Below are 26,554 nucleotides of genomic sequence, written 5' to 3'. Positions count from 1 at the left end.
ACGGGGGCCGTTCGGGGCAAGCGGAGGCGGTGCCCTACAGGGCGCCCTTGCGTGTCAGATGGTTGAAGGCCAGCCAGCCGGGCAGCACCGGCAGCCACAGGGTCAGCAGACGGAACATCAGAACCGCCGGAGCGGCCACCTCCTTGGGCAGACCCACGGCGATCAGACCGACCGTGAGCGTCGCCTCGACCGCGCCCACACCGCCCGGCGTGGGGGCGGCCGAGCCGAGCGCGTTGCCGGCGAGGAAGACGACGGCGACACTGGCGATGCTGATCGAGGTCGACTGGCCGCCGAACGCCCGGATCGAGGCGTCCAGACACATCACGAAGCAGAAGGTCAGCAGCAGCATGCCGCCGATGCCGGTGACGAGCTTCTGCGGCCGCTGCAGCACGTCCAGCATGCGCGGCACGACGCCCGCGAACAGGGAACGCACGCGCGTGACGACGAACTTCCGCAGGAACGGCACCGACGTGACCACCAGCACGAGCACCGCGACCGTCAGCAGCCCCGCGATGACCGTCCGGGACGGCGACAGCGACGGCGTCTTCTCGGTGCCGGTCAGATAGCCGAAGGACAGCAGCATCAGGATGTGGCAGCCCAGCCCGAACAGCTGCGAGGCGCCGACACTGGCCACCGCCAGCCCGGGGCGTACGCCCGCGCGTTGCAGGAAGCGCGTGTTGAGGGCCACCCCGCCGACCGCTGCTGGTGCCACGATCTTCACGAACGACCCGGCGACCTGCGCCGCCACGGTCCGCGGGAACGGCACCCGCTCGGGCACGAAGCCCAGCAGCGCCATGGCCGCCGCGACATAGCTGAGCGCCGAGAACAGCACCGCCGCCGCCACCCAGCCCCACTGGGCGTGGGCGAAGAGCGTGCCGAACTCGATGTGCGTGAGCTGCGTCAGCAGGTAGTACGCGCCGATGGCGCCCGCGATGAAACTGATCAGGGTGCGTGGCCGTACCCGTTCCAGCCGGGCAGGTTCGACCGGCGCCTGCGGCCTGATCCGCAGCACCTGGTGGCGGATCTGGGTGAGCAGGTCCTCCTCGCGGGCCTCCTCCAGGGCCTCGTCGATGGCCCGCTTCTCCGCCCGCGCCTCCGCGCGCTCGGCCTTCTTGTCCTTCTTGTCGTGCTTCTCCGGCTTCTCCGGCTTCTCGAGGACGATGGGGCCGACCTCCGCGGCGGACTGTTCCAGCCGGTCCTGCTTGTTCTGCCGGGACGCCTCCAGGACCGCCTCCCGCTCCCGCTGCGCCCGCTCCCGGGCCAGCCGGCGCAGGGTCGCGCGCGTGGAGCGCGTCAGCGCGATGGGCTGCAGCATGGGCAGGCAGTCGGCGACCGCGTCGGGCCCGAGGACACCGACCGCGGAGGCCACGGCGCGCTCCGCGCCCACCCTCAGGCCGAGTGTCGTCAGCAGTTGGGCGATGTCCATGCGCAGCAGCAGGTCTCCGGCCGCGATCTCGCCGCCGCGCAGATCGGTGAGGATCACCCTGCCGGAACGATCCACCAGAATCGCGTCACCGGCCAGCCTGCCGTGCGCGATGCGCCGTGACTGCAGCGCCCGCACCTGTTGCCAGGTGTGGCGCAGCAGTTCGTCGGTGATCTCCTTGTCCTCCAGCGAGTCGAGCATGCGCCCGCCGGTGTGCTCGTAGACGAGCATCACGGCGTCGGGGCCCAGCTCGGAGGTCGCGATCAGCTTGGGCGCGTTGGCGCCGGCCGCGATGGCCGCGTAGGCGAGCAGCGCCTCCTGCTCCAGGGCCTGGCGCAGCGACTGCAGACTGCTGCGGGTGGCGAAACCGCGCAGCGTGAGGTTGCGCCACAGGCGGTAGAAGAAGCCCTGCGCCTGCTGTTCGCGGTCGACGACCGTGACGTCCAGCGGAGGGCCGTCCTCCAGGGTGACGAAGTAGCGCCGGCCGCGGTCGCCGTTGTCGGCGGTCTCCGCCACGTCCTCGCGGGCCGCGCTCACCGGGTGGAAGCCGACGGTCCGCAGTCCCGCCACCAGCGTCCGCCCCGTGGGGCGGACGTTCGGCGAGCCGACCGCGTACAGGGTGCCGTAGGCGATGGTCCAGCCGATCAGCACCGTAAGGATGATCGAGAACGGCGTGGTGTAGCCGGTGACCAGCATCGAGAAGGCGTCGAGCAGCAGCACGATCCACAGCACCGCGCGCCAGCGCGGTCTGCGGGACATGCCCACGGCCGTCATATAGGCGATGACAGGAGCGAGATAGCCGTGCACCGGGTCGGTCAGCGCGTGGATGTCACCGGGGGAGGGCTGGGTGAGCGCTTCCTGGATCGAGTGCGGGGCGCCCTTGGCGACCCACAGGTCGGTGGCGAGCGTCACCCCGTGGGCGAGGACCGCCGCGAGCACGCCGTCGGCGATCCGCAGCCCGTCCCGCTTGATCAGCCGCTCGATCGCGAACGCGACCGGGACCAGCAGGATCGCGATGCTGGACGCCAAACCGGCGATCTTGATGAGCAGATCGGGTGCCTGACCGGTGCCCTTGTTGATGTCCTGTTCGAGGCCCGAGGTGGTGCCGTGCGCGAACGCGGCGATCGCCAGCAGCACCACGATGGCGAGCACGCCCACCAGCAGTCGCATCAGGTCCGAGGGACGGTGCACGCGCGCGGGGAGCAGCGGTTCGTCGCCCTCCAGCTCGTCGACGTGGGCCACGTCCCTGTCCTCGGCGGGCTTCCTGCCCGCCTTCGGACCGTCCTTGTCCCTGGTGCCCGGACGCGACGAAACCCCAGAGGTGCCCTCCGCGCCATCGGGGTGCACACCCTGCTGCTTCATGGTCTCTTCTTGGTCTCGTATCACCGGTCACCGCCCGCACGATGGTGGCATGCCCCACCGACGCGCGGGGGCGTCAGGGTGCATGTGCGGGGCCGCACAGTCTGCCCGAAGCACCGCCCGGGAGCGAGGGCGCGGCCTCGCCCCGAGCGCGTCCCGCTGTCGGTGGGGTGGGGCAGGATGGGGCGGATGAGCGAAGTGAGCCTTCCGGACGACGGCCGCCCGGAACATCCCGACGCGCTGCCCGAGTACGCCGAGCGGGTCCTCGATGTCGCCGACCTGATACCGCCGGGGCGCGTCATGACCTACGGGGACGTCGCCGAATGGCTTCAGGAGGGCGGCCCCCGCCAGGTGGGCCGCGTGATGGCCCTCTACGGCGGAGCCGTCCCGTGGTGGCGGGTCGTACGCGCGGACGGCGTTCTGCTCCCGGGCCACGAACTGCGCGCCCTCGCCCACTACCGCACCGAGGGCACGCCCCTGAAGGAGGCGGGCAGGGCGGCCGAGGGCCACCTGCCGCGCCTCGACATGCGGCGGGCCCGGTGGGACGGCGGCGAACGTGCGCAGGGTCACACCTGACAGCTTCCGCCATTCGAGGGACCCGCGGGGAGCCCCTGGCCCGTACGGGGGAATCGGAGCACGTGCGCGCCATGCCGTACGTTCGTGAGTCGAGGGACACACGTGACGGCAGCGCACAGTGAGGGCCACGGGAAGAAGGGGAAGTCCTCCTTCCGCACCCGGCCTCGGCGTAGCGTCGGCTGCACGTGTCCCCCTCACCCCGCGGCCACCGCCCTCCCCATCGGCCCGTGCGTCCCCGCGACGACGGCGCTGCGCGCCGACCGTGACAGACCCCAGCACACCCACCAGGACCGGCGAACCACGTGAGCTCCTCTTCCTCCACCAGACGCCTGCCGCACCCCCAGATGCGGCAGGGGAACCGTGGCGCCTACCGACTGGTGCGTACCCCACCGTCCAGACCGGACCCCCCTCTTCTGGACGCCGCACAGCGCGCCGTGGTTGACCACGAGACCGGTCCGTTGCTCGTCCTCGCAGGTCCGGGCACCGGCAAGACCACCACCCTGGTGGAGTCCGTGGCCGCGCGGATCGCCCGTGGCGGGGACCCCGAACGGATCCTGGTGCTGACGTTCAGCCGCAGGGCCGCCGTCGACCTGCGCGACCGCATGGCGCTGCGCGCCGGCGCGGCCCACGTCCCGCAGGCGACCACCTTCCACTCGTTCTGCTACGCCCTGGTCCGCGCCCACCAGGACAGCGGCCTGTTCGTCGAGCCGCTGCGGCTGCTGTCCGGACCCGAGCAGGACGTGACCGTCCGCGATCTCCTGGCGGGCCAGGTCGACCTGGAGCGCCTGGGCCTGGGACACATGCGCTGGCCGGACGAACTGCGCGCCTGCCTGACCACCCGCGGCTTCGCCGACGAGGTTCGCGCGGTCCTCGCCCGCAGCCGCGAACTGGGCCTCGGTCCCGACGCCCTGGCGGCCTTCGCGCGCCGCATCGGCCGCCCCGACTGGCAGGCGGCGGCCGCCTTCCTCGCCGAGTACCTCGACGTCCTCGACCTGCAGGGCGTCCTCGACTACGCCGAACTCGTCCACCGCGCGGTGCTCCTCGCCCGCCGCCCCGAGGTCGCCGAGCGGCTCGCCGCGCGGTACGACGCGGTCTACGTCGACGAGTACCAGGACACCGACCCGGCCCAGGTGCGGCTGCTGCGCACGCTCGCCGGGGACGGCCACACCCTGCTCGCCTTCGGCGACCCCGACCAGGCGATCTACGCCTTCCGGGGCGCGGACGTGAACGGCATCCTCGAGTTCCCGCAGACCTTCCCGCGCGCGGACGGCCGCCCGGCCCCCGTACAGGTCCTGCGCACCTCCCGCCGCTCCGGCGCCGCGCTGCTCGCCGCGACCCGTCTGCTGACCCGGCGGATGCCGCTCACCCGCCTCCCCGCCGACAAGGTCCGCGCCCACCGCGAGCTGACCCCGGTGCGTGACGGCGGCCGCGTCGACGTCCACACGTACCCGACACCGGGCACCGAGGTGGACAACATCGCCGACATCCTGCGCCGGGCACACCTGGAGGACGGTGTCCCGTGGAGCGAGATGGCCGTCCTGGTGCGTGCCGGCGCCCGCACCATCCCGACCCTCCGCCGCGCCCTGACGGCCGCCGGGGTGCCGCTGGACGTCGACGGTGACGACGTGCCGCTGCGCCACGAACCGGCGGTGGCGCCCCTTCTGACGGCGCTGCGGGCGGTGGCGACCGCTGAAGCGGCGCGGCGCGGCGCGGCGGAAGCGGCCGGCGAGGATCCGGAAGGGCGATCCGGGGAGCTGCCCGAAGAACAGCCCGAGGCGGACACCTGCTGGCTGGACACCGAGACCGCGCTCACCCTCCTCGCCTCACCACTGGCCGGCGTGGACACCGCCGACCTGCGCCGCCTGGGCCGCGCGCTGCGCGAGGAGGAACGCGCCGCCGGCAACCCCCTGCCCCCGCCCTCGGACGAACTGCTCGCCCGGGCCCTGGCCGAACCCGAGCGCCTGGTCGCGCACGACCCCACGTACGCGCGTGGCGCCCAGCGCCTCGGCGCGCTGCTCAGGAAGGCCCGCGAGCGCCTGGCGGGCGGCGGTACGGCCGAGGAGGCGCTGTGGGACCTGTGGGAGGGCACACCGTGGCCCGCCCGCCTGGAGCGGGCCGCCCGGCGCGGCGGCGCCGCGGGACGCAACGCCGACCGGGACCTGGACGCCGTGTGCGCGCTGTTCGCGACCGCAGCCCGCGCGGAGGAGCGCACCGGAGGCCGGGGCGCCCTGAACTTCCTGGAGGAGATCGAGGCCGAGGACATCGCCGCCGACACACTCACGCGGCGCGCCGTACGTCCCGACGCGGTGCGCCTGATGACGGCGCACCGCTCCAAGGGCCTGCAGTGGCGCCTGGTCGTGGTCGCCGGCGTCCAGGAGGGGCTGTGGCCGGACCTGCGGCGCCGCGGCTCCCTGCTGGAGGCCGACCGCATCGGCCGCGACGGACTCGCCGAGCCGCTCACCCCCGGCGCGCTGCTGGCGGAGGAGCGCCGCCTGTTCTACGTCGCCGCCACGCGCGCGCGTGAACGCCTCGTCGTGACCGCCGTGAAGGCGCCCGCGGACGACGGCGACCAGCCCTCCCGCTTCCTCACCGAACTCGGCGTCGAGCCCAAGGACGTCACCGGCCGCCCGCACCGCCCGCTGTCCGTGGCGGCACTGGTGGCCGAGCTGCGCGCCACGACCGTCGACCCGCGTGTCTCCGCCACCCTCCGGCAGGCCGCCGCGCACCGGCTGGCCCGGCTCGCCGCGCTCGCCGACGACGAAGGCCGCCCGCTGGTGCCCTCGGCCCACCCCTACCGCTGGTGGGGCATGGCCGACCCGACCGAGAGCAAGGTGCCGCTGCGCGACCGCGACCAGCCCGTCGTCCTGTCCGGCAGCGCCCTCGACCAGCTCGCCAACACCTGCGCCCTGCAGTGGTTCCTCGGCCGCGAGGTCAAGGCCGACGCCCCCGCGAGTGCCGCCCAGGGCTTCGGCAACGTGGTGCACGTGCTCGCCGACGAGGTCGCCTCCGGACGCACCCCCGCCGACCTCGCGGTCCTCATGGAGCGCCTGGAGACGGTGTGGAACGCGATCGCCTTCGACGCGCCGTGGAAGTCGGAGCAGGAGAAGGAGAACGCGCGCGTGGCGCTCGAACGCTTCCTGAAGTGGCACGTCCTGGAGCGTGCCGGCCGCACTCCCGTGGCCGGCGAGCACGACTTCGACGTAACCCTGGCGGCGGGCGACCACCAGGTGCGCATCCGCGGCTCCATGGACCGCGTGGAGGCCGACGGCGAGGGCCGCGCCTACGTCGTCGACTTCAAGACCGGCAAGCAGGCGCCCACCGCCGCCGAGGTGGCCCGCCACCCGCAGCTGGCCGTCTACCAGCTCGCCGTCCGCGAGGGCGCCGTCGACGAGGTCTTCGACGGCACGCGCCCCGAGCCGGGCGGCGCCGAACTCGTCCAGCTGCGCCAGGGCGCGGCCAAGCGGGACGGCGGTGACAGCCTGCCCAAGGTGCAGACGCAGGAGCCGCTGGAGGGGGAGTGGGTCGGAGAGCTGCTGGCCACCGCCGCCGGAAAGGTCCTCGACGAGCGGTTCACGCCGACGGCCGGACAGCACTGCGCGCACTGCGCGTTCCGCGCGTCGTGCAGCGCGCGGCCGGAGGGACGCCACGTCGTCGAGTGACCTGCGTGATGAACGGCACCATGGGTGATGACCTGCGCTTCTGCGGATTCGGAGGGCGATTCGGCATCCGTTGTCAGCGCCCACCGCTAGCCTCTCTGAGGTGCCCGCCCGTATCACTGATCCCGAGCAGCTCAAGGAGCTCCTCGGGATTCCGTTCACCCCGGAGCAGACGGTCTGCATCACCGCGCCGCCCGCCCCGCAGGTGATCGTGGCCGGCGCCGGGTCCGGCAAGACCACCGTGATGGCGGCCCGCGTGGTGTGGCTGGTCGGCACCGGACAGGTCGCTCCCGAACAGGTCCTCGGCCTGACCTTCACCAACAAGGCCGCCGGCGAGCTCGCCGAGCGCGTCCGCAAAGCACTGATCAAGGCCGGCGTCACCGACCCCGAGGCCATCGACCCGGACAACCCGCCCGGCGAACCGGTGATCTCCACCTACCACGCCTTCGCCGGCCGCCTCCTGACCGACCACGGCCTGCGCATCGGCCTCGAACCCACCACCCGGCTCCTCGCCGACGCCACCCGCTACCAGCTCGCCGCGCGCGTGCTGCGGGAGGCCCCCGGCCCGTACCCGGCGCTGACCCGTTCCTTCCCGGACCTGGTCAGCGACCTCCTCGCCCTCGACGCCGAGCTCGCCGAACACCTCGTACGCCCCGAGGAGCTGCGCGCGTGGGACACCGGGCTGCTGCACACCCTGGAGGGCACCAAACTCACCAACGCCGACCTGCGCAAGGTCCCCGAGACGGCCGCCGCCCGCCGCGAACTGGCCGAACTGGTACTCCGCTACCGGGCCGCCAAGCGCGAGCGCGACCTGCTCGACTTCGGCGACCAGATCGCCCTGGCCGCACAGCTCGCCCAGCTCCCCGAAGTGGGCCGCATCCTGCGCGAGGAGTTCCGGGTGATCCTCCTCGACGAGTACCAGGACACCTCGGTCGCCCAGCGCATCCTGCTGGCCGGCCTCTTCGGCGACGGCACGGGCCACCCCGTGACCGCCGTCGGCGACCCCTGCCAGGCCATCTACGGCTGGCGCGGCGCCTCCGTCGCCAACCTCGACGACTTCCCCGAGCACTTCGCCCACGCCGACGGCCGCCCCGCCACCCGCCAGGCCCTCAGCGAGAACCGCCGCAGCGGCGGCCGCCTCCTCGACCTCGCCAACGGCCTCGCCGAACCCCTGCGCGCCATGCACGCGGGCGTGCAGGCCCTGCGCCCCGCCCCCGGCGCCGAGCGCGACGGCCTGGTGCGCTGCGCCCTGCTGCCCACCCACGCCGAGGAGATCGAGTGGATCGCCGACTCCATCGCCCACCTGGTACGGACCGGGAAGGCGCCCGGCGAGATCGCCGTCCTGTGCCGTACGGCCACCGACTTCGCCGAGATCCAGGGCGCCCTGGTCGCCCGTGACGTCCCGGTCGAGGTCGTCGGCCTGTCCGGGCTGCTGCACCTGCCCGAGGTCGCCGACCTCGTCGCCGTCTGCGAGGTCCTGCAGGATCCCGGCGCCAACGCCCCCCTGGTCCGGCTGCTGACCGGTCCGCGCTGGCGCATCGGCCCGCGCGACCTCGCGCTCCTCGGCCGCAGGGCGAGGCTGCTCGTCGCCCACACACGCGTGAACGCCGACGACGATCCCGACAGCCGGCTGGCCGAGGCCGTCGAGGGCGTCGACCCGGCCGAGGTGATCTCGCTCGCGGACGCCCTCGACACGTTCCTCGAAACACCCCTGAACGGCGCCGGGGACGACGACCGGCTGCCGTTCTCCCCGGACGCGCGCGTGCGGTTCGCCCGGCTCGCCGAAGAACTGCGCGACCTGCGCCGCTCCCTGTCCGACCCGCTCATGGACGTCCTGCACCGCGTCCTCGCCGTCACCGGCCTGGAAGTGGAGCTGTCGGCCTCCCCGCACGCGCTGGCCGCCCGCCGCCGCGAGACCCTGTCGAACTTCCTGGACGTCGCCGCCTCCTTCGCCGCGAACGAGAGAGAGGCGTCACTGCTGGCCTTCCTCGGCTTCCTGCGCACCGCGGCCCAGTACGAGAAGGGCCTCGACAACGCGCTGCCCGGCGGCGAGAACACCGTCAAGGTGCTCACCGCGCACAAGTCCAAGGGCCTGGAGTGGGACGTGGTCGCCGTCCCCGGCCTGGTCACCGGCACCTTCCCCAGTGGCCAGGGCCGCGAGAAGTGGACCAGCCAGAGCAAGGTGCTGCCGCACACCCTGCGCGGCGACGCCGACACCCTTCCCGACGTCGACGGCTGGGACGCGCGCGGGATGAAGGCCTTCCACGAGGCCATGAAGGACCACCAGCACACCGAGGAACTGCGTCTCGGCTACGTCACCTTCACCCGCCCCCGCTCCCTGCTCCTGGGCTCCGGCCACTGGTGGGGCCCCAGCCAGAAGCGACCGCGCGGCCCGTCCGCCTTCCTGCAGGCCCTCCACGACCACTGCGCCGCCGGAGGAGGCGAGATCGAGGCCTGGGCGGACGAGCCCGGGGAGGACGAGGAGAACCCGGCCCTGCACCGGGCCACCTCCGACCAGGTGTGGCCCCTGCCCCTGGACGAGGCCGCCCTGGCCCGCCGCCGCGAGGCCGCCGCGATCGTCCTGGACCACCTGGAGAACCTCGCCGGCCGCACGGACCACCACCCGACGGCCGCCCACGACCCGGCCGCCCACGACGACCCGGACTGGCCCCCGCCACCGGAGGACGGCGCACCGCCCTACGACGACGCGCCGCCCTACGACGAGGACACCCCCTTCGAGGAAGACCCCGGCGACTGGGACTCCTGGAGCAGCGACCGCCCGACGGTCCCGCACCAGGCCACCGCGCCCGAACCGCGCTCCGCCCCGCCACCCGGACGCCCCCACCTCGGTGAACACGACTCCGAGCCCGAGCCCGAGCCCCTCACCCCGGAGGAGTCCCGCATCGTCGCATCCTGGGACCGCGACCTCGACGCGCTCACCGGAGAGCTCCGGCGTGCCCGGCAGAGCGTCATCGACGTACCCCTGCCGACGACACTGACCGCGTCGCAGCTGCTGCACCTGGCGGCCGACCCCGACGGGTTCGCGCGGGAGCTCGCGCGCCCCATGCCGCGCCCCCCGCAACCCGCCGCACGCCGTGGCACCCGCTTCCACGCCTGGGTCGAAACCCGCTTCGAAGAGCTGACGCTGCCCATGCTGGAGCCCGAGGAACTGCCCGGCAGCGACGCCGAGATCGCCGACGAACACGACCTGGAAGCCCTCAAGGCGGCCTTCGAACGCACCGAGTACGCGCACCGCACGCCCCACCGAGTCGAGGCGCCCTTCCAGCTCGCCGTCGCCGGCCGTGTCGTCCGGGGCCGCATCGACGCCGTCTACAAGGAGAGCGACGGGACCACGGCGACGTACGAGATCGTGGACTGGAAGACGAACCGCTCCCGCACCGCCGACCCGCTCCAGCTCGCCGTGTATCGGCTGGCCTGGGCCGAGCAGCACGGCATTCCCCTGGAGCGCGTCACCGCCGCGTTCGTGTACGTGCGCACCGGCGAGGTCGTACGGCACGACGACCTGCCCGGCCGGGCAGAGCTGGAGAGGCTGCTGCTCCAGGAACCGCAGCCCGAGCCGCGGTGTGACGAACCGCCCGAACGGGATGCCACCGCGGGCCGATAGGCTCGGAAGCATGAGCCAGACCCCGGACAGCGCCGTCCGCACGTACATCGAACAGCACCGCACCGCCTTCCTCGACGACCTTGCCGAATGGCTGCGCATCCCCTCCGTGTCGGCCCAGCCCGAGCACGCGCCCGATGTACGCCGCAGCGCCGACTGGCTCGCCGGCAAGCTGCGGGAGACCGGTTTCACCACCGCGGAGGTCTGGCAGACCCCGGGCGCCCCGGCCGTCTTCGCCGAGTGGCGCTCCGACGACCCCGACGCCCCGACCGTCCTCGTCTACGGCCACCACGACGTCCAGCCCGCCGCCCGCGAGGACGGCTGGGACAGCGAGCCCTTCGAGCCCGTCGTCCGCGAGGGCCGCCTCTACGCGCGCGGGGCGGCCGACGACAAGGGCCAGGTGTTCTTCCACACACTCGGCGTCCGCGCCCACCTCGCCGCCACCGACCGCACCGCCCCGGCCGTCCACCTCAAACTCCTGATCGAGGGTGAGGAGGAGTCCGGATCCCCGCACTTCCGGGCGCTCGTCGAGAGCCGCGCGGACCGCCTGGCCGCCGACGCCGTGATCGTCTCGGACACCGGCATGTGGTCCGAGGACACGCCCACGGTGTGCACCGGAATGCGGGGCCTCGCCGAGTGCGAGATCCGGCTGTCCGGCCCCGACCAGGACATCCACTCCGGCTCCTTCGGCGGCGCGGTGCCCAATCCGGCGACCGCCGCCGCCCGCCTCGTCGCCGCCCTGCACGACGAGCACGCACGCGTGGCGATCCCCGGTTTCTACGACGGCATCGTGGAGCTCACCGACCGCGAGCGCGAACTCTTCGCCGAGCTGCCCTTCGACGAGGAGCAGTGGCTGCGCACCGCCAAGTCGTACGCCACCCACGGCGAGGCCGGGCACACCACCCTGGAGCGCATCTGGGCCCGCCCCACCGCCGAGGTCAACGGCATCGGCGGCGGCTACCAGGGCCCCGGCAGCAAGACGATCATCCCGTCCACCGCGATGGTCAAGCTGTCGTTCCGCCTGGTCGCCGGTCAGGACCCCGAGCACGTCGAGAAGGCCGTGCGCGCCTGGGCCGCCGAGCAGGTGCCCGCCGGGATCCGGTCCGAGATCACTTTCGGCGCGGCCACGCGCCCGTGCCTGACGCCGCTGGACCACCCGGCCCTGCAGTCCGTGGTCCGCGCCATGGGCCGGGCCTTCGGCACGTCCGTCCGCTTCACGCGCGAGGGCGGCTCGGGTCCGGCCGCCGACCTCCAGGAGGTACTCGGCGCGCCCGTGCTCTTCCTGGGCATCTCCGTCCCGTCCGACGGCTGGCACGCGCCGAACGAGAAGGTCGAGCTCGACCTCCTGCTCAAGGGCGTCGAGACCAGCGCGTACCTGTGGGGCGACCTCGCGGAGCACTGGCGCGATGCGCCCTGACGGGCGGCCACCGGCGCGGGCAGTCTCCTGCCAGGAGCACACTGGAGAGGCTGCCGCGCGCCTCCAGGCCCCGCCGCACGCGGACGCCTCCTGCCGCACGTCCCGCTGAACCGCCGCCGAAACAACCGTTGCACCGGGGGAGTTGGAAGCACTCGTGACCACCTGGACCGACCACACCGCCGACCGACCCATCTCGCTCACCGCGCCCAGCGGCATCGACCGGGCCGCCCACCACCGGCTCGACGAGGCCTGGCTCGCCGCGGCGTGGAGCCACCCCTCGACGCGCTGCTTCGTGGTCTCCGGCGGCCAGGCACTGATCGACGAGACGCCCGACGGCCGGACCGAACTCGTCACGACCCCCTCCTTCGAGGCCCCCCTCACAGAAGCACACCGCTACTTCCTGGGCACCGACGAGGACGGCGTCAGCTACTTCGCCCTGCAGAAGGACTCCCTGCCCGGCCGCATGGACCAGTCCGCCCGCCCGGCCGGCCTGCGCGAGGCCGGCCTGCTGCTGGCGCCGCGCGACGCGGGCCTGATGGTGCACGCGGTGGCCCTGGAGAACTGGCAGCGCCTGCACCGCTTCTGCTCCCGCTGCGGCGAGCGCACCGTGATCGCCGCGGCCGGCCACATCCGCCGCTGCCCGGCCTGCGGCGCCGAGCACTACCCGCGCACCGACCCCGCGGTGATCATGGCCGTCACCGACGAGGAGGACCGCATCCTGCTCGGCCGCCAGGTGCACTGGCCCGAGGGCCGCTTCTCCACGCTCGCCGGCTTCGTCGAGCCCGGGGAGTCCATCGAGCAGTCGGTGCGCCGCGAGGTCCACGAGGAGGTCGGCGTCACCGTCGGCCAGGTCGAGTACGTCGCCAGCCAGCCCTGGCCGTTCCCGTCCAGCCTGATGCTGGGCTTCATGGCCCGCGCCACCTCGACCGACATCGCCGTCGACGGCGACGAGATCCACGAGGCCCGCTGGTTCTCCCGCGAGGAACTCCGAACGGCCTTCGACTCCGGCGAGGTCCTGCCCCCCTACGGCATCTCCATCGCGGCCCGCCTCATCGAACTCTGGTACGGCAAGCCACTGCCGACGCGGACCGCCGTCTGAGCCGAAGAGACGGTCTGAGCCGGAGAGAAAGAGAAGGCGGCTCCCGAGAGCTCTCGGGAGCCGCCTTCCGCACAAGCGCGAGACGCGCCGGGATCAGGCGCTGAGGGCCTGCTTCACCTGGGCAAGGCTCGGGTTCGTCATGACGACCTCGCCCCCACCGTTGGAGGAAATCACCCGAACGGTGGGAACCGTCTGGTTCCCGCCGTTCGCCTTCTCGACGAAGACCGCGGACTCCGGGTCGTGCTCGATGTTGATCTCGGTGTACGGGATGCCCTCGCGGTCCATCTGGCTCTTCAGCCGACGGCAGTAGCCGCACCACGTGGTGCTGTACATCGTCACAGTGCCCGGCATGTCTCTTGTGCTCCTTCGGCGGGTCGGGGACGGAGTAGTAGCACTGGGGGAACGTACGCCATCGACCCGGCATTCCCACCGGGGGTATCCGGGTGCCGGCACGAGCGTGACGCCTGTCGCATTGGTACGACTGCGAGGGCCCGCCTGTGGACAACCGGCTCACCCGTCTCCCGCGACCTGGCAGCATGGCCGTGTGACAGCAGCAACGCACTCCCCGCTCTTCCCGCAGGTCCCGGATTCTGCCGACGCGGTGCTCGACGGGCTCGACCCGGAGCAGCGCGAGGTGGCCACCTGCCTGCACGGGCCGGTGTGCGTCCTGGCGGGTGCCGGCACGGGCAAGACCCGTGCGATCACCCACCGCATCGCCTACGGAGTGCGGGCGGGGATCCTCCAGCCCTCCAGTGTGCTCGCCGTCACCTTCACCAACCGGGCGGCCGGCGAGATGCGCGGCCGGCTGCGCCAGCTCGGCGCGCACGGCGTGCAGGCCCGCACCTTCCACTCGGCCGCCCTGCGCCAGCTGCAGTACTTCTGGCCGAAAGCGATCGGCGGCACCATGCCCCGGCTCGTCGACCGCAAGATCCAACTCGTCGCGGACGCGGCCGCCGCCTGCCGTATCCGCCTGGACCGGGGCGAGCTGCGGGACGTCACCGCGGAGATCGAGTGGTCCAAGGTCACCCAGACCGTCCCGGCCGACTACGCCCTCGCAGCCGCGAAGGCCGGCCGCGAGGTCCCCCGCGACCCGGCCGAGATCGCCCAGCTGTACTCCGTCTACGAGGACCTCAAGCGGGACCGCTCGGTCATCGACTTCGAGGACGTCCTGCTGCTGACCGTCGCTGTCCTGCAGGACCGGCACGACGTGGCCGAACAGGTCCGTGCCCAGTACCAGCACTTCGTGGTGGACGAGTACCAGGACGTCAGCCCGCTCCAGCAGCGTCTGCTGGAGCTGTGGCTGGGCGAGCGGGACAACCTGTGCGTGGTCGGTGACGCCAGCCAGACGATCTATTCGTTCACGGGAGCAACCCCCGACCATCTGCTCGACTTCCGCACACGACACCCCGGCGCCACCGTCGTCAAGCTGGTCCGCGACTACCGTTCCACCCCGCAGGTCGTCCACCTCGCCAACGGACTGCTCGCCCAGGCCCGCGGCCGGGCCGCCGACCACCGGCTGGAACTGGTCTCCCAGCGCGCCCCGGGCCCCGAGCCCGTCTACACCGAGTACACCGACGAGCCCTCCGAGGCCGAGGGCGCCGCCCGCCGTATCCAGGACCTCATCGCCTCCGGTGTCCCGGCGAGCGGGATCGCCGTTCTGTTCCGGACGAACTCCCAGTCCGAGACCTACGAGCAGGCGCTCGCCGACGTCGGTGTGCCCTATCAGCTGCGCGGCGCGGAGCGCTTCTTCGACCGGCCCGAGGTGCGCAAGGCGGGGGTCGCGCTGCGCGGCGCGGCCCGCTTCGGCGGCAACGACTCCCTCCTCGACGACGCCGTCGACCTGCCCTCCCAGGTGCGTGCCGTGCTGTCCGGAGAGGGCTGGACCCCGCAGCCGCCGGTCGGTTCCGGTGCGGTCAGGGAGCGCTGGGAGTCGCTGGCCGCCCTGGTCAATCTCGCGCAGGACTTCGCCGCCGCCAGACCGGGCGCCACCCTGAGCGACCTCGTGGCCGAGCTCGACGAGCGGGCGAACGCTCAGCACGCCCCCACCGTCCAGGGCGTCACTCTCGCCTCGCTGCACTCCGCCAAGGGCCTGGAGTGGGACGCCGTCTTCCTGGTCGGGGTCGCCGAGGGCATGATCCCGATCACCTATGCCAGAACCGACGAGCAGATCGAGGAGGAGCGCCGCCTCCTCTACGTCGGTGTCACCCGCGCCCGCGAGCAGCTGTACGTCTCCTGGTCGCTGTCCCGCTCGCCCGGCGGCCGTCCGAACCGCCGCCCGAGCCGCTTCCTCGACGGGCTGCGGCCCGGCTCGGCCGGTACCGCGGGCCGGGCCGGGTTCGGCGCCTCCGGGGGCATCGAGCGAGGCTTCACCACGGCCCCCGGGGTCGTGGTGGCGCCCGTCCCGCGGCGCACCCGGCGTATCCCCGCCCGGTGCCGGGTCTGCGGACGCACTCTCACCGACGGCGGCGAACTGAAGCTGATGCGCTGCGAGGACTGCCCCTCCGACATGGACGAGGGTCTGTACGAGCGGCTGCGCGAGTGGCGGGCGGAGCAGGCCGGACGCAGCGGGCAGCCCGCCTTCTGCGTCTTCACCGACAAGACCCTGATGGCGATCGCCGAGTCCGTCCCGGACGACGAGCGTGAACTGGCGCGCGTCCCCGGGGTCGGGATGCGCAAGCTCCGCCGGTACGGAGCGGATGTTCTAGCCATCTGCGCAGGCCAAGAGCCCGGCGCAGAAGAGGGGGAGAACTGATGCGAACTCGTCGAGAAAATAGTTTGCGCGCGCCCCGTCAAGCCCCATAGGTTCTTGGTCGCGGGAACGGTGGCCTTCCTGAGGCCCCGGTTCCGTGTTGTACTTGTGTATCCGTTCGGACTGGCTCACCCCAGTCCCTCAGACGCCGAGAGGAGGCGAGTCCAGTGATCAGCATCAAGAGCAGCTTCTTCAGCACCGCCAAAATGACCGATCGCTCGATCGTCTCCCTGTGCATGCTCGGCGCCTCGAACCAGGGCACCGGTCTGTCCGGCATTCGTGCCGTGCGTCCGGCGTCCTCCGTGTCTCTCGCGGGTCTTCCCGTCCGTGAGCGCGATGAGCGACCGACCAAGGCACTGGAAGCAGTAGTGGCACAGGCGCAGGCCTATGCCTTTACGGCGGCCGGTGCCGGAAACCGGAAGCAGACGACGCAGCACCACCTGATGTGGGCCTTCCGTGGGCCAGAACCCTGGAGTGATCCAGCCTGATCGCCGATCAGGCCGGCGCCTTCAGGGCCGCGGAACCCCATCCGGGATCCGCGGCCCTTCTGTTTTCCCCGAACGGGGACGACGGAGTGAAGGTGCCTCGGGGCAAGAAAAGAACCCGGTACCCAGCCGACACCCGGCCCACCGGCCGGTCCGACCAGACGAGGAAGACGAACCGTGCAACTCGAAGCGCACGCCCCGTCCGTACCGCCTTCCGGCACGATCCCCAAGCCCGGTCTCACGGAGGACCCCACCTTGACCTCGCTCACCGCGCTCACCACGCTCACCGCGCTCGACGACGCCATCGAGAACCTCGGCGTGCCCGTCCCGTGCCGTTCCTACGACCCGGAGGTCTTCTTCGCCGAGTCGCCGGCGGACGTGGAGTACGCCAAGTCCCTCTGCCGCACCTGCCCGCTGATCGAGGCCTGCCTCGCCGGTGCCAAGGAGCGGCGTGAGCCCTGGGGCGTCTGGGGTGGCGAGCTGTTCGTCCAGGGTGTTGTCGTCGCCAGGAAGCGGCCCCGTGGCCGCCCGCGCAAGAACCCGGTCATGGCATGAACACCGCAGGAACGATCGACCGCCCCCTCACGCACGACCCCCAGAAGCAGGCCCCGATGAAGCCGTCCACCAGCGAGCCCGCAGGCTCCGCGACCGAAGACGTCACCACCACCGGCGCGAACGACTCGCGTCAGAACAGGACCCGAGAGATGCAACTCATCCCAGAAGCCCTGGCCCGTGCGCATATGCACGAGCGACTGCACGAGGCGGAGCAGCAACGCCAGGCCGTGCGCCTGGCGACCGCCCGCCGGATGCAGCGCCGCGCCGAGCGCGCCTCGCTGCGCGCCCGTCGCGCGCTCGCCATGGCAGTGATGCAGTAACCGACCACGCTGCGCACACCGCCCAGCGGTGGCCTCCCCGCCCGGGAGGCCACGAACTCTCCCCGCGGGGGCCGGTCCGTCCGAACGGACCGGCCCCCGCGGTGCGTTGCGCCCGCCGATCCACGGCCCGGAGGTATCGTCGCCGGGTGACGAGTCTTCCAGGAGGCACGGGCCACGGCGATTCCACCGCGGAGCGCCCCGCCCTGGTGTGCGCGCGCTGCGGCACCCCGGCCGACGGTCCGCCGCCCATCTGGACCTGCTCCGTGGAAGGCGGCGTCCGGCGCTACTTCTGCGACGCCTGCTCCCGGAAGAACCTCCGCTCGATCGAGGGCCGGCTCGACTCGGCCTGGTGGTAGGTCCCGCCCGCGTTCAGGCCTCGGCGGCCGCCTGCTCGTCCTCCGGTTCCTCGCCCTCCGGGCCGGCGGTGTCGGCGGCGAAGCCCGGCAGCCACTGCTCCAGCTCCTCCCTCAGCCGCACCGTCGCCCCCAGCTGGCACAGCACTCCGATCGTGCTGAGCGTGACGCGGTGTATCAGCAGATACGCCGGCGGCAGGTTGAGCTGCTTGCCCAGCTGGTAGGCGGGGGAGCGGGGGTCGGCGATCCGTGCTGCCTGGCTGCGCATCCAGTTACGGGTGAAGGTGAACTCCTTTACCTGAGCCGGTTCGATGATCGGCAGCAGGTAGTCGAGGACGGCGCCGGAGTCAAGCTCGATGGACTCCTTGACGAAGCCCTCCGCGCACAGCATCCGGTAGACCGCTTCCGCCTCTCCGTCCAGCGCCATGCGCAGGGACTGGCCGATGGGCGTCGGCAGCCCGCCGGGGAGCCGGTCGACGGTGCCGAAGTCCAGGACGCCCAGCCGCCAGTCGTCCTCGCCGTCCGGTCCGCCGGGCAGGAGACGGAAGTTGCCGGGATGCGGGTCGGCGTGCAGCAGGCCGGTGCGGGCCGGGCCCGAGAACAGGAAGCGGGCCAGCAACTGGCCGGCGCGGTCGCGTTGCTGCTTGGTTCCGTCCGCGATCACCTCGGACAGCGGGACGCCGTCCATCCACTCGGTGACCAGGATTTGTTCGCGCTGGTGGACGACCGCGGGGACCACGACGTCCGGGTCGTCCTCGAACTCCTCGGCGTGCGCCCGCTGGGCCTGTGCCTCCAGGCCGTAGTCCAGCTCCTCGGAGACCCGGTCCTTGAGCTCGGTGATCAGCGGCTTGATGTCCACGCCGGGAACCAGCGGCCCCAGCAGTCTGGCAAACCGGCTCAATTGACTCAGGTCGGACAGCAGGGCCTCGCCTGCGCCCGGATACTGGACCTTGACCGCGACCTCGCGGCCGTCGTGCCACACCGCCCGGTGCACCTGCCCGATGGAGGCCGCCGCGGACGGCTTGTCCTCGAACTCCTCGAACAGGTCGCGCCAGTTCGCGCCGAGCCGCTCCTCCAGCACGGCGTGCACGGTGCGGGTCGGCATCGGCGGCGCTGCCTCCTGGAGCTTGGTCAGCGCGACCCGGTAGGGGCCGGCGATCTCCTCGGGCAGCGCCGACTCGAAGACGGACAGCGCCTGCCCGAACTTCATCGCCCCGCCCTTGAGCTCGCCGAGCACCTTGAACAGCTGCTCGGCCGTGCGCTGCTGCAGCTCGCGGCCGACAAGCTCCGCGGACTCGCCGACGATCCGTTTGCCAAGCCCCCAGGTCGCTCTCCCGGCGAAACCGAGCGGGAGCGCGGCGAGCTTGGCGGTCCGGGTGACCGCCTTCCGGGGAAGATCAGACATGCGCCCTCCAAGTCCCAGCAAGCCGCGCCGCGTCTGCCTGACGGCAGGGCGTCGATGACGGCCCTTGCCCAGCCATTGTCTCGCGTGCCTCCTCGTCCATTGAGGCCCGTTCCCCCTCGGCTTTCCCCGCCGCTCCGCACGGGCAGGCGGGATGCGGCCACATCGGCCGCGCACGCCAGTTCAGGCCCGGTACGGACACCTCCCAGCGAGCGCCCGCGCTGGACGGCAACTCCCCGTCCAGGAAGGCCAGCGCGTGCCCGGCCGCCAGGGCGGCCACCGTCGCGGCGAGAGACAGATCACAGGGACGTACATGGCGTGGTCTTCCCGAGCGCCACTGAGCCACCAGGCGCGGCCAGGTCGCGTCCCGGTCCGTGCGGCCCAGATGCAGACAGCCGGCGCAGCTCGTCTCGCCGGGCAGGACGAGCGGGCCCACGACGCCCGTGCCCTCCACCACTCCCGCGTACAGATGGGGGGTCCCGGACTCGACGAGGGGAGCGGACTGGGACGGGTCGGGCGCGTGCACGGCGATGTCGTCCCGCGGGGCGAGGATCACCAGGGAGAAGCCCTGCTCGCCCTGCCCGGCCGACGCACCCTGCTCGGCCGGTGCCCGGGGAGTGCGCCGGACCGGGCGGTCGGGAGCGGCCCGGCGCACGGCCCGCCGCGCCGCGGCGTCCCGGCGCTCGCCGACGGCCTCGGCGGGCAGCCCGCCCGGGGTGACGTCCCACGGCTCCACGCAGCCGCCGTCGCGCACGTCGACCTCGCCGATCCCCGCGCCGGACAAGAGCGTGGCCAGCACAGTGCCCACACGGCCCGCGCCCCGGACCTGCACGCGCAGGCCACGTCGGGCCGCCAGACGCCCGATCGCCTCACCCGGTTCGCGCGCGACCAGGGAGAGGGAGGCGAGATCAGGCGCCAGCCGGTCCATGACCTCCTTCTTCTCCCGGAGCGCGTCCGCCGCCGCACCGCCGCCCCGGGCGTCGTCGAGGAGCCCCGCGTGGGCCAGCCGCTCCACGAGGCGGTCCACATGGCCGTCGGGCAGATCCATGCGGTGCCCCTCCTCGCGCAGCAGGGGCAGTCCGCGTGTGCCGTTGAGCAGGGCCAGGAAACTGCCTGTCGCGGTGTCCATCGGTCCCAGTGTCAGCGCGTGCGCGGGTGTCATCCCGAACTGCACGGTGTTGAGATCACGCCAGCCGCGCCTGAGCGCGGGTTTCACCATCGGATGCATGCGAACCCCCGTGGCCCGAAGAACGAAGTGAGTGCCAGCATGCCCTCCCCGGCCGACCGGCGCCGAAAGTTGTCCACAGGCTGGGGATATTCGTCGTACAAGTAAGACGCTGGGTGAGGGATCTGCACGGAACCGTTCCGGACCCGGGACTTCTCGTACGTACACCCGGTAACGTCGGGGCGTGTCCGCCGACCCACTGCACCGCGCCGGAATGCCACAGCGCAGCAAGACGAGCCCGCCGCCGAGCGGCCCGGCGGCGAGCGCGATCGAGGTCCGCAGGAGCGCCCGTCGCCGCCGGACGGTCTCCGCGTACCGTGAGGGCGATCGCACCGTCGTGCTGATCCCCGCCCGGATGTCCGAGGCGGAGGAGCGGCGCTGGGTGACCGTCATGCTCGACAAGCTGGCGGCTCAGGAGAGCCGGCGCTCGCTCGGTGACGCGGAGCTCGCCGAGCGTGCCGAGCGGCTGTCGGCCCAGTTCTTCGGCGGCCGGGCCCGGCCCGCCTCGGTGCGCTGGGTCACCAACCAGAACACACGCTGGGGCTCGTGCACACCGGCGGAGGGCAGCATCCGGCTCTCGCACCGCCTGCAGGGGATGCCCGAGTACGTCGTCGACTACGTCCTCCTGCACGAGCTCGCCCACCTGCTCGTCCCCGGCCACGGCCCCGACTTCTGGCGGCTGCTGGAAGCGTATCCGCGTACCGAGCGGGCCCGGGGCTACCTCGAAGGGGTGGTCGCCGCCGGACGGCTGCCGCATGTGCCGGGCGCCCGCGGCGAGTGACCACGGCCTCGGGGGCGTGAGGTTCCGCCGGACCGGGTTTGTGTACCGGGTCTGTACCGACTTCGTCCGGTGTCGGAGTTTGCGGTTAGCCTGACGCGACGTACTCGCACTCGGGATGGGGGACGGTCGTTACGCATGCCCAGGGAATTCCAGCGCGGCCACAAGGCCAGGATCAGTGACCTGACCGCGGGCACGGATCTGTACGTAGGCGTGCAGATCTCGGCCCCCGGACTGACCTTCGACATCAGCTGTTTCGGGCTGGACGCCGACGAACGCCTCTCGGACGACCGGTACTTCGTCTTCTTCAACCAGCCGAAGTCCCCCGAGGAAGCCATCCAGCTGCTGGGCTCCCAGGCGGGTGACACGGAGTCCTTCCGGGTCACGCTCGAGAAGATCCCGCCGCGGATCCAGAAGCTGTCGTTCACCGCGACCATCGACGGCGCCGGACAGATGTCGCAGATCGACCCCGGGTACCTGCGCATCGTGGCGGGCGGCGAGGAGGTGGCCCGGTACGCGTTCAACGGCTCGGAGTTCTCCACCGAACGGGCCGTCATGCTGGGCGACTTCTACCTCAAGGACGTATGGCGGTTCGCGGCCGTCGGCCAGGGCTTCGACGGCGGCCTCGAGGCGCTGCTGAAGAACTTCGGCGGCGAGGTCCTGGAGGAGGAGAGCGCCCCCGACCAGGCCCCGCAGCAGCCCAAGCCCGGTGCCGTCCCGGGCTTCGCCCCGCCGGCCCAGAGCGCCCCGCCCCCGCGGTTCGGCGTGCCCTCCGGACCCTCTGGGCCCGCCGTACCGGCCACCCCCGCCGCACCCGCGCCGGCCCCGGCCGCCCCCGCGCCCCAGCCCGCCGTGCAGGGCTTCGCGCCGCCCCCGGGAGCCACCCCGCCGCCGCCCGCGCCCCCGACCCCGGGCCCCACGCCCTCGGTGCACGCCGCGCCGACGATCATCGCCCCCATGGTCCCACCCGGAGGCACCGTCCCGCCGCCCGCTCCGGCCCCCGCGCCCTACGGGCACCCCGGCCAGCAGCCGCCGTACGGCCCTCCCCACGGACAGGCCCCGCCCCCTCCCCCCGGCTACGCCCAGCCCCAGGCGCCGCAGGCCCCGCCCCCGCCGCCCGGCTACGGCCGGCCCACCCCGGCCCCCGGATACGGGCACCAGCCGCCCCTCGGTCAGGCCGCGCCCTACGGCGTCCCGCAGGGCGTCCCCCAGGCCGCCGGTGTGGCCGGAGCGCTGAACCTCTACAAGGAGACGCCCACCGGTCAGCGCTGGACCCTGCAGAACAGCAAGCTGATCCGCGCCGACCTGGGCATGGGAGGCCGGCCGGTGCTGGCCCGGCAGGGCAGCATGGTGCTCTATCAGGGCAAGGTCGACTTCAGCTACAAGGGCGCCGGCTTCGCGGGCCGGATCACGGGCAACGCCACCGGCCAGGAGATGCAGCTGATGCGCTGCACCGGCCAGGGCCAGGTGTTCTTCGCCGAGGACTCCACCCACCTGCACCCCGTCGAGCTCCAGGGCGACGCCATCTGCGTCTCCGCCGAGAACGTCCTCGCCTTCGACGAGAGCCTGCAGTACGAGGTGCGCCGCATCGAGGGACACGGCATCCCCGGCGGCGCCCTGTTCACCATGCAGTTCCAGGGCACCGGCACGATCGTCGTCAAGACGCACGGCGCACCCGTCGTCCTGCCCGTGACGCCGACGACGTTCGTCGACTCCAACGCCGTCGTCGCCTGGTCGGCCGCCGCCCAGGTGATCGTCTCCAGCCAGGTGCGCATGCGCCGCAACGCCTACCCGGGCGACACCGGAGAGGGCGTCAACCTCCAGTTCCGGGCCGCCCCCGGCAACTTCGTCGTCGTCCAGCCCTACGAGGTCTAAGGGGAGCCCGTCATGAACCAGCCGCTCGCGGGCTACGCCCCCGCACCCGTCACCGCCCGCATGGAGAACCACGGCAGCCACATGCTGAAGGTCGCCATGCAGACCGGAAACGACCTCTTCGCGCGCGTGGGGTCGATGGTCGCCTACGAGGGCTTCATCCAGTACGAGCCCAATCCCTCCGCCGTGCGCCAGATCGCGCGCGACTGGATCACCGGCGAGGGCGCCCCGCTGATGAAGTGCTCCGGCGACGGACTGCTCTACCTCGCCGACTACGGCGCCAACGTCGTCGTCATCAACCTGGCCGGTGACGCGATCTCCGTCAACGCCACCAACCTGCTGGCCTTCGACGCCGACCTGACCTGGGGCGTCGAGCGGGTCAAGGGACTGGCGAAGTTCGCCGGACAGGGCCTGTGGAACACCAGGATCTCCGGACAGGGCTGGGTCGCGCTGACCTCCCGGGGCGAGCCGATCGTCGTCGACTGCGGCGGCGGCGAGAACGAGACCTACGTCGACCCGGACGCGCTCGTCGCCTGGTCGCCGAACCTGAAGGTGAAGGGCAAGCGCAGCTTCAAGGCGCAGTCCCTGATCGGTCGGGGCAGCGGCGAGGCCTACCAGATGGCCTTCTCCGGCCAGGGCATCGTCGTCGTACAGCCCAGCGAGGACAGCACCGACCGCCTCCGGTTCCGCGGCTGAGGGGGAGACAGAACACCATGCAGAGCCCGCTTTTCGCCTTCAACGAAGCCCAGACCCAGGAGCGCTGGAGCCTGCAGAACAAGCAGATGCTGCGCGTCACCCTGGAGGGCCACGACGACGTCCTCGCCCGCAAGGGCACGATGGTCGCCTACCAGGGCATGATCGAGTTCGACGCCGAGTACCAGAGCGGCGGTCAGGCACGCACGCGTGCGTACACCGGCGAGGGCCTGGACCTGATGCGCTGTCACGGACAGGGCACGGTCTACCTCGCCAACCTCGCCCAGTACGTGCACATCATGGACGTCGACCAGGACGGTCTGACCGTCGACAGCAGCTATGTGCTGGCGATGGACTCCTCGCTGTACCACGAGGTCGTGGCCGTCGACAGCATGTACGGCATCTCCGGCTCGGGGAAGTACCAGCTGAACATCACCGGCCACGGCAGGGTCGCCCTGATGACCTCGGGCGCGCCGCTGCTGATGCAGGTGACACCCGACAAGTACGTCAGCTGCGACGCCGACGCGATCGTCGCCTGGTCCACCGCCCTGCGGGTGCAGATGCAGGCCCAGACCCACTCCTCCGGGGTGTGGCGGCGCCGCGGCAGCACCGGCGAGGGCTGGGAGCTCAGCTTCATGGGCAGCGGCTACGCGCTCGTCCAGCCCAGCGAGCTGCTGCCGCCGCAGAACGCGGTGATCGGACAGGGCCTCGCCGCACAGTTCGGCATGGGCGGGCAGGGGGCGCGGGGGCAGAACCAGGGGAACGTCTGGGGCTGAGCCGAGGCAAGGTGCAGGGGGCGACCGCAGTGGCGGCCGCCCCCTGCATCGTCAGAGCCTGGCGCGCGTCGCCTTCAGCAGCCGTACGACCGACTCGTCCGCCACGCCGGCCACCTCGTCGTAGGCGAACCAGCGCAGGTCCAGGGACTCGTCGCTGATCTTCTGAACCGCGCCGGGCGGGGCCAGGACGGCGTACTGGACGTCGAGGTGCCAGTGGCACGGCGGCGGGATCGGATGGCGGTCCAGCCGCACCGGCCCGCCGGGCAGCGGCGTGAGCTCCGGAATGCCCGACTCCTCCGTGGCCTCCCGCAGGGCGGCGGCCTCCAGCGCGGTGTCACCGGGCTCGCAGTGGCCGCCCATCTGCAGCCACATCCGCAGCTTCCGGTGCAGTGTCAGGAGCACCCGTCCGCGCTCGGGATCGATCACGAGGGCGCTCGCGGTGATGTGGCCCGCCTGGCAGGCCTTCCACATGCCGTCCGGATGCGCCGCCAGATGGTCCAGGTAAGCCTGGCGCAGCTCGGCCTGGTCCTCGTACCCCTTCAGGACGAGGACCGCGTCGTCGTACAGGCTCACTCGGCGTCGTCGTCCTTGCCGTCCTCGGTCTTCTCGTCCTTCTTCCGCAGGTCCGGCTTGGGCGCGGAGCCGCCCGCCGCCTCGCCGAGCATCTTGTCCAGCTCGGAGAAGTCCATGTGCTCGCGGTGCACGAAGCCGTCCGGGTCGTCCAGGTCGGCGGCCGTCGGCAGCATGTCCGGGTGGGCCCACAGGGCGTCGCGGCCCTCGACCCCGCGCGCGTCGGTGAGCGAGGCCCACAGACGGGAGGCGTCGCGCAGCCGGCGCGGGCGCAGCTCCAGGCCGATCAGTGTGGCGAACGTCTGCTCGGCCGGGCCGCCCGAGGCACGGCGGCGGCGCAGCGTCTCGCGCAGCGCGTCCGCGGACGACAGGCGCGGCTTCGCGGCCGCGTGCACCACGGCGTCCACCCAGCCCTCCACGAGCGCCAGAGCGGTCTCCAGGCGGGCCAGGGCGGCCTTCTGCTCGGGGGTGTCCTCCGGCTGGAACATGCCCTGCTGCAGGGCGTCCTGCAGCTGCTCGGGGTTCTGCGGGTCGAACTGGCCGACCACGTCCTCCAGCTTCGCGGTGTCGACCTTGATCCCGCGCGCGTACCCGTCGACCGCGCCGAACAGGTGCGAGCGCAGCCACGGCACATGCGCGAACAGGCGCTGGTGGGCGGCCTCGCGCAGCGCGAGGTACAGCCGCACCTCGTCCTTGGGCACGCCCAGGTCCTTGCCGAACGTCTCGATGTTGACCGGCAGCAGCGCGGCCCTGCCGGCCGGGCCGAGAGGCAGGCCGATGTCGGTGGAGCCGACGACCTCGCCGGCCAGCACGCCGACGGCCTGCCCGATCTGCGTGCCGAACATGGCGCCGCCCATGGAGCGCATCATGCCGATCAGCGGGCCGGCCATGGCCTGCATCTCCTCCGGCAGCACGTCGCCCATGGCGGTGCCGACGCGCTCGGCGACCGGGTCGACGAGCTCCTGCCAGGCCGGCAGGGTCGCCTCGACCCACTCCGCGCGGGACCACGCCACCGCGGAGCCGGCGCCCGAGGGCAGGGACGTCACGTCGTCCAGCCACAGGTCGGCCAGGCGGACGGCGTCCTGGACCGCGGTGCGCTCGGCGGGGCCGACGCTCGCGTCCTTCGTGCCGTCCGGGGTGCCCTGGGAGACCGTCTGGCGGGCGATCTGCTTGGCCATGTCCCAGTTCACCGGGCCGCCCTCGTAGGAGAGCATCTGGCCGAGCTGCTGGAACGCGGCGCCCAGGTCGGTGGGGTTCAGCGAACCGAACATGGCTGCGAGCGGATTGTCGGCGCCGGGGCCGCCAAGGCCTCCGGCGCCGGGCAGCCCGAAACCGAACGGGTTGGCCGGTCCCTGCCCACCACCGCTCTGCTGGTCCTTCTTCTTGCCCTCGTCGCCGTCGTCCGGCTCCTCCGGCGGAAGGCCGAATCCGAATGGGGTGTCACTCACGGGATTCCTCGGCTGGTAAGGCCACCGGTTCTCTCCGGCGGCGCGGCTGCCCGACAACACCACCCAGCGTAGACACCCAGGGCCGTTCGAGCCTCGGTGCTTCGCCGACGGAACGCCTGCGGCAGGATGGATGCCACCTGGTACGTACGCGTCCTTCGCGCCCGTATGGAACACAA

At 72.5% G+C, this 26,554-nt stretch carries 20 protein-coding genes; 14 read left to right on the top strand and 6 right to left on the bottom strand.

All coding sequences use genetic code 11. The features are described from left to right. Window positions 1-34: 34 nt before the first annotated feature. Window positions 35-2,785: a lysylphosphatidylglycerol synthase domain-containing protein gene (locus ACX25U_RS12190; RefSeq protein WP_454391432.1), complete on the bottom strand. Its 2,751-nt coding sequence runs from the start codon at window positions 2,783-2,785 to the stop codon at window positions 35-37. 186 nt (window positions 2,786-2,971) lie between these two features. Here ACX25U_RS12190 and ACX25U_RS12185 point away from each other — a divergent pair, with 186 nt between their 5' ends. The 5 genes from ACX25U_RS12185 (at window position 2,972) to nudC (ending at window position 13,152) form a co-directional block, all read left to right on the top strand. Then, window positions 2,972-3,358 carry an MGMT family protein gene (locus ACX25U_RS12185; RefSeq protein WP_454391430.1) on the top strand — a complete coding sequence of 129 codons (387 nt, stop codon included), beginning with the start codon at window positions 2,972-2,974 and terminating at the stop codon, window positions 3,356-3,358. A 302-nt stretch (window positions 3,359-3,660) separates the two neighbouring features. Further along, the gene (locus tag ACX25U_RS12180) at window positions 3,661-7,017 is read left to right on the top strand and encodes an ATP-dependent helicase (RefSeq protein WP_454391428.1); all 3,357 of its coding nucleotides are present in this window, start codon (window positions 3,661-3,663) and stop codon (window positions 7,015-7,017) included. Window positions 7,018-7,117: 100 nt separating this feature from the next. Next, window positions 7,118-10,639: a UvrD-helicase domain-containing protein gene (locus ACX25U_RS12175; protein WP_454391426.1), complete on the top strand. Its 3,522-nt coding sequence runs from the start codon at window positions 7,118-7,120 to the stop codon at window positions 10,637-10,639. A gap of 10 nt (window positions 10,640-10,649) precedes the next feature. Beyond that, window positions 10,650-12,053, top strand: a complete 1,404-nt coding sequence (locus ACX25U_RS12170) for a dipeptidase (protein WP_454391424.1) — start codon at window positions 10,650-10,652, stop codon at window positions 12,051-12,053. A 154-nt stretch (window positions 12,054-12,207) separates the two neighbouring features. After that, the gene (nudC, locus tag ACX25U_RS12165) at window positions 12,208-13,152 is read left to right on the top strand and encodes an NAD(+) diphosphatase (protein ID WP_454391422.1); all 945 of its coding nucleotides are present in this window, start codon (window positions 12,208-12,210) and stop codon (window positions 13,150-13,152) included. A gap of 93 nt (window positions 13,153-13,245) precedes the next feature. Here the strand turns inward: nudC and ACX25U_RS12160 are convergent, their stop codons facing one another. Further along, window positions 13,246-13,503 carry a mycoredoxin gene (locus tag ACX25U_RS12160; RefSeq protein WP_454391420.1) on the bottom strand — a complete coding sequence of 86 codons (258 nt, stop codon included), beginning with the start codon at window positions 13,501-13,503 and terminating at the stop codon, window positions 13,246-13,248. Window positions 13,504-13,696: 193 nt separating this feature from the next. Here ACX25U_RS12160 and ACX25U_RS12155 point away from each other — a divergent pair, with 193 nt between their 5' ends. The 5 genes from ACX25U_RS12155 to ACX25U_RS12135 all read left to right on the top strand — a co-directional run bounded on the left by ACX25U_RS12155 (window position 13,697) and on the right by ACX25U_RS12135 (window position 17,617). Continuing rightward, the gene (locus tag ACX25U_RS12155; protein ID WP_454391418.1) at window positions 13,697-15,904 is read left to right on the top strand and encodes an ATP-dependent DNA helicase UvrD2; all 2,208 of its coding nucleotides are present in this window, start codon (window positions 13,697-13,699) and stop codon (window positions 15,902-15,904) included. A 164-nt stretch (window positions 15,905-16,068) separates the two neighbouring features. After that, window positions 16,069-16,389: a hypothetical protein gene (locus tag ACX25U_RS12150; RefSeq protein WP_454391416.1), complete on the top strand. Its 321-nt coding sequence runs from the start codon at window positions 16,069-16,071 to the stop codon at window positions 16,387-16,389. A gap of 174 nt (window positions 16,390-16,563) precedes the next feature. Next, entirely contained in the window at window positions 16,564-16,941 is a 378-nt protein-coding gene (locus ACX25U_RS12145; RefSeq protein WP_454391414.1) for a WhiB family transcriptional regulator, read from the top strand. Further along, window positions 16,938-17,261 (top strand): hypothetical protein, encoded by a 324-nt coding sequence (locus ACX25U_RS12140; RefSeq protein ID WP_454391412.1) that lies wholly within the window; start codon window positions 16,938-16,940, stop codon window positions 17,259-17,261. Before ACX25U_RS12145 ends, ACX25U_RS12140 begins: the two co-directional genes overlap by 4 nt. 146 nt (window positions 17,262-17,407) lie before the next feature. After that, entirely contained in the window at window positions 17,408-17,617 is a 210-nt protein-coding gene (locus tag ACX25U_RS12135) for a hypothetical protein (RefSeq protein ID WP_454391410.1), read from the top strand. A gap of 13 nt (window positions 17,618-17,630) precedes the next feature. Here the strand turns inward: ACX25U_RS12135 and ACX25U_RS12130 are convergent, their stop codons facing one another. Next, complete coding sequence (locus ACX25U_RS12130) at window positions 17,631-19,019, bottom strand: ABC1 kinase family protein (RefSeq protein ID WP_454391409.1); 1,389 nt, start codon at window positions 19,017-19,019, stop codon at window positions 17,631-17,633. Beyond that, a complete protein-coding gene (locus ACX25U_RS12125) occupies window positions 19,012-20,244 on the bottom strand; it encodes a TOMM precursor leader peptide-binding protein (RefSeq protein WP_454391407.1) in 1,233 nt (410 codons plus the stop codon). The genes ACX25U_RS12130 and ACX25U_RS12125 overlap by 8 nt, the downstream gene beginning before the upstream one ends. 181 nt (window positions 20,245-20,425) lie before the next feature. Here ACX25U_RS12125 and ACX25U_RS12120 point away from each other — a divergent pair, with 181 nt between their 5' ends. From ACX25U_RS12120 to ACX25U_RS12105, 4 genes are all read left to right on the top strand, one after another. Beyond that, on the top strand, window positions 20,426-21,022 hold the full coding sequence (locus ACX25U_RS12120) for a M48 metallopeptidase family protein (RefSeq protein ID WP_454391405.1): 597 nt from the start codon (window positions 20,426-20,428) through the stop codon (window positions 21,020-21,022). Window positions 21,023-21,157: 135 nt separating this feature from the next. Further along, window positions 21,158-22,894 (top strand): TerD family protein, encoded by a 1,737-nt coding sequence (locus ACX25U_RS12115; RefSeq protein WP_454391403.1) that lies wholly within the window; start codon window positions 21,158-21,160, stop codon window positions 22,892-22,894. Window positions 22,895-22,906: 12 nt separating this feature from the next. Then, window positions 22,907-23,587: an AIM24 family protein gene (locus ACX25U_RS12110; protein ID WP_454391401.1), complete on the top strand. Its 681-nt coding sequence runs from the start codon at window positions 22,907-22,909 to the stop codon at window positions 23,585-23,587. Window positions 23,588-23,604: 17 nt separating this feature from the next. Next, window positions 23,605-24,360, top strand: a complete 756-nt coding sequence (locus ACX25U_RS12105) for an AIM24 family protein (RefSeq protein WP_454391400.1) — start codon at window positions 23,605-23,607, stop codon at window positions 24,358-24,360. 51 nt (window positions 24,361-24,411) lie between these two features. Here ACX25U_RS12105 and ACX25U_RS12100 read toward each other — a convergent pair whose 3' ends face one another. Further along, complete coding sequence (locus tag ACX25U_RS12100) at window positions 24,412-24,933, bottom strand: NUDIX hydrolase (protein ID WP_454391398.1); 522 nt, start codon at window positions 24,931-24,933, stop codon at window positions 24,412-24,414. After that, window positions 24,930-26,378 carry a zinc-dependent metalloprotease gene (locus tag ACX25U_RS12095; protein WP_454391397.1) on the bottom strand — a complete coding sequence of 483 codons (1,449 nt, stop codon included), beginning with the start codon at window positions 26,376-26,378 and terminating at the stop codon, window positions 24,930-24,932. Before ACX25U_RS12095 ends, ACX25U_RS12100 begins: the two co-directional genes overlap by 4 nt. Window positions 26,379-26,554: the final 176 nt, after the last annotated feature.

The sequence above is a fragment of the Streptomyces sp. JNUCC 63 genome (genome assembly GCF_054366325.1).
This window is presented reverse-complemented; position numbering and strand designations above follow the sequence as displayed.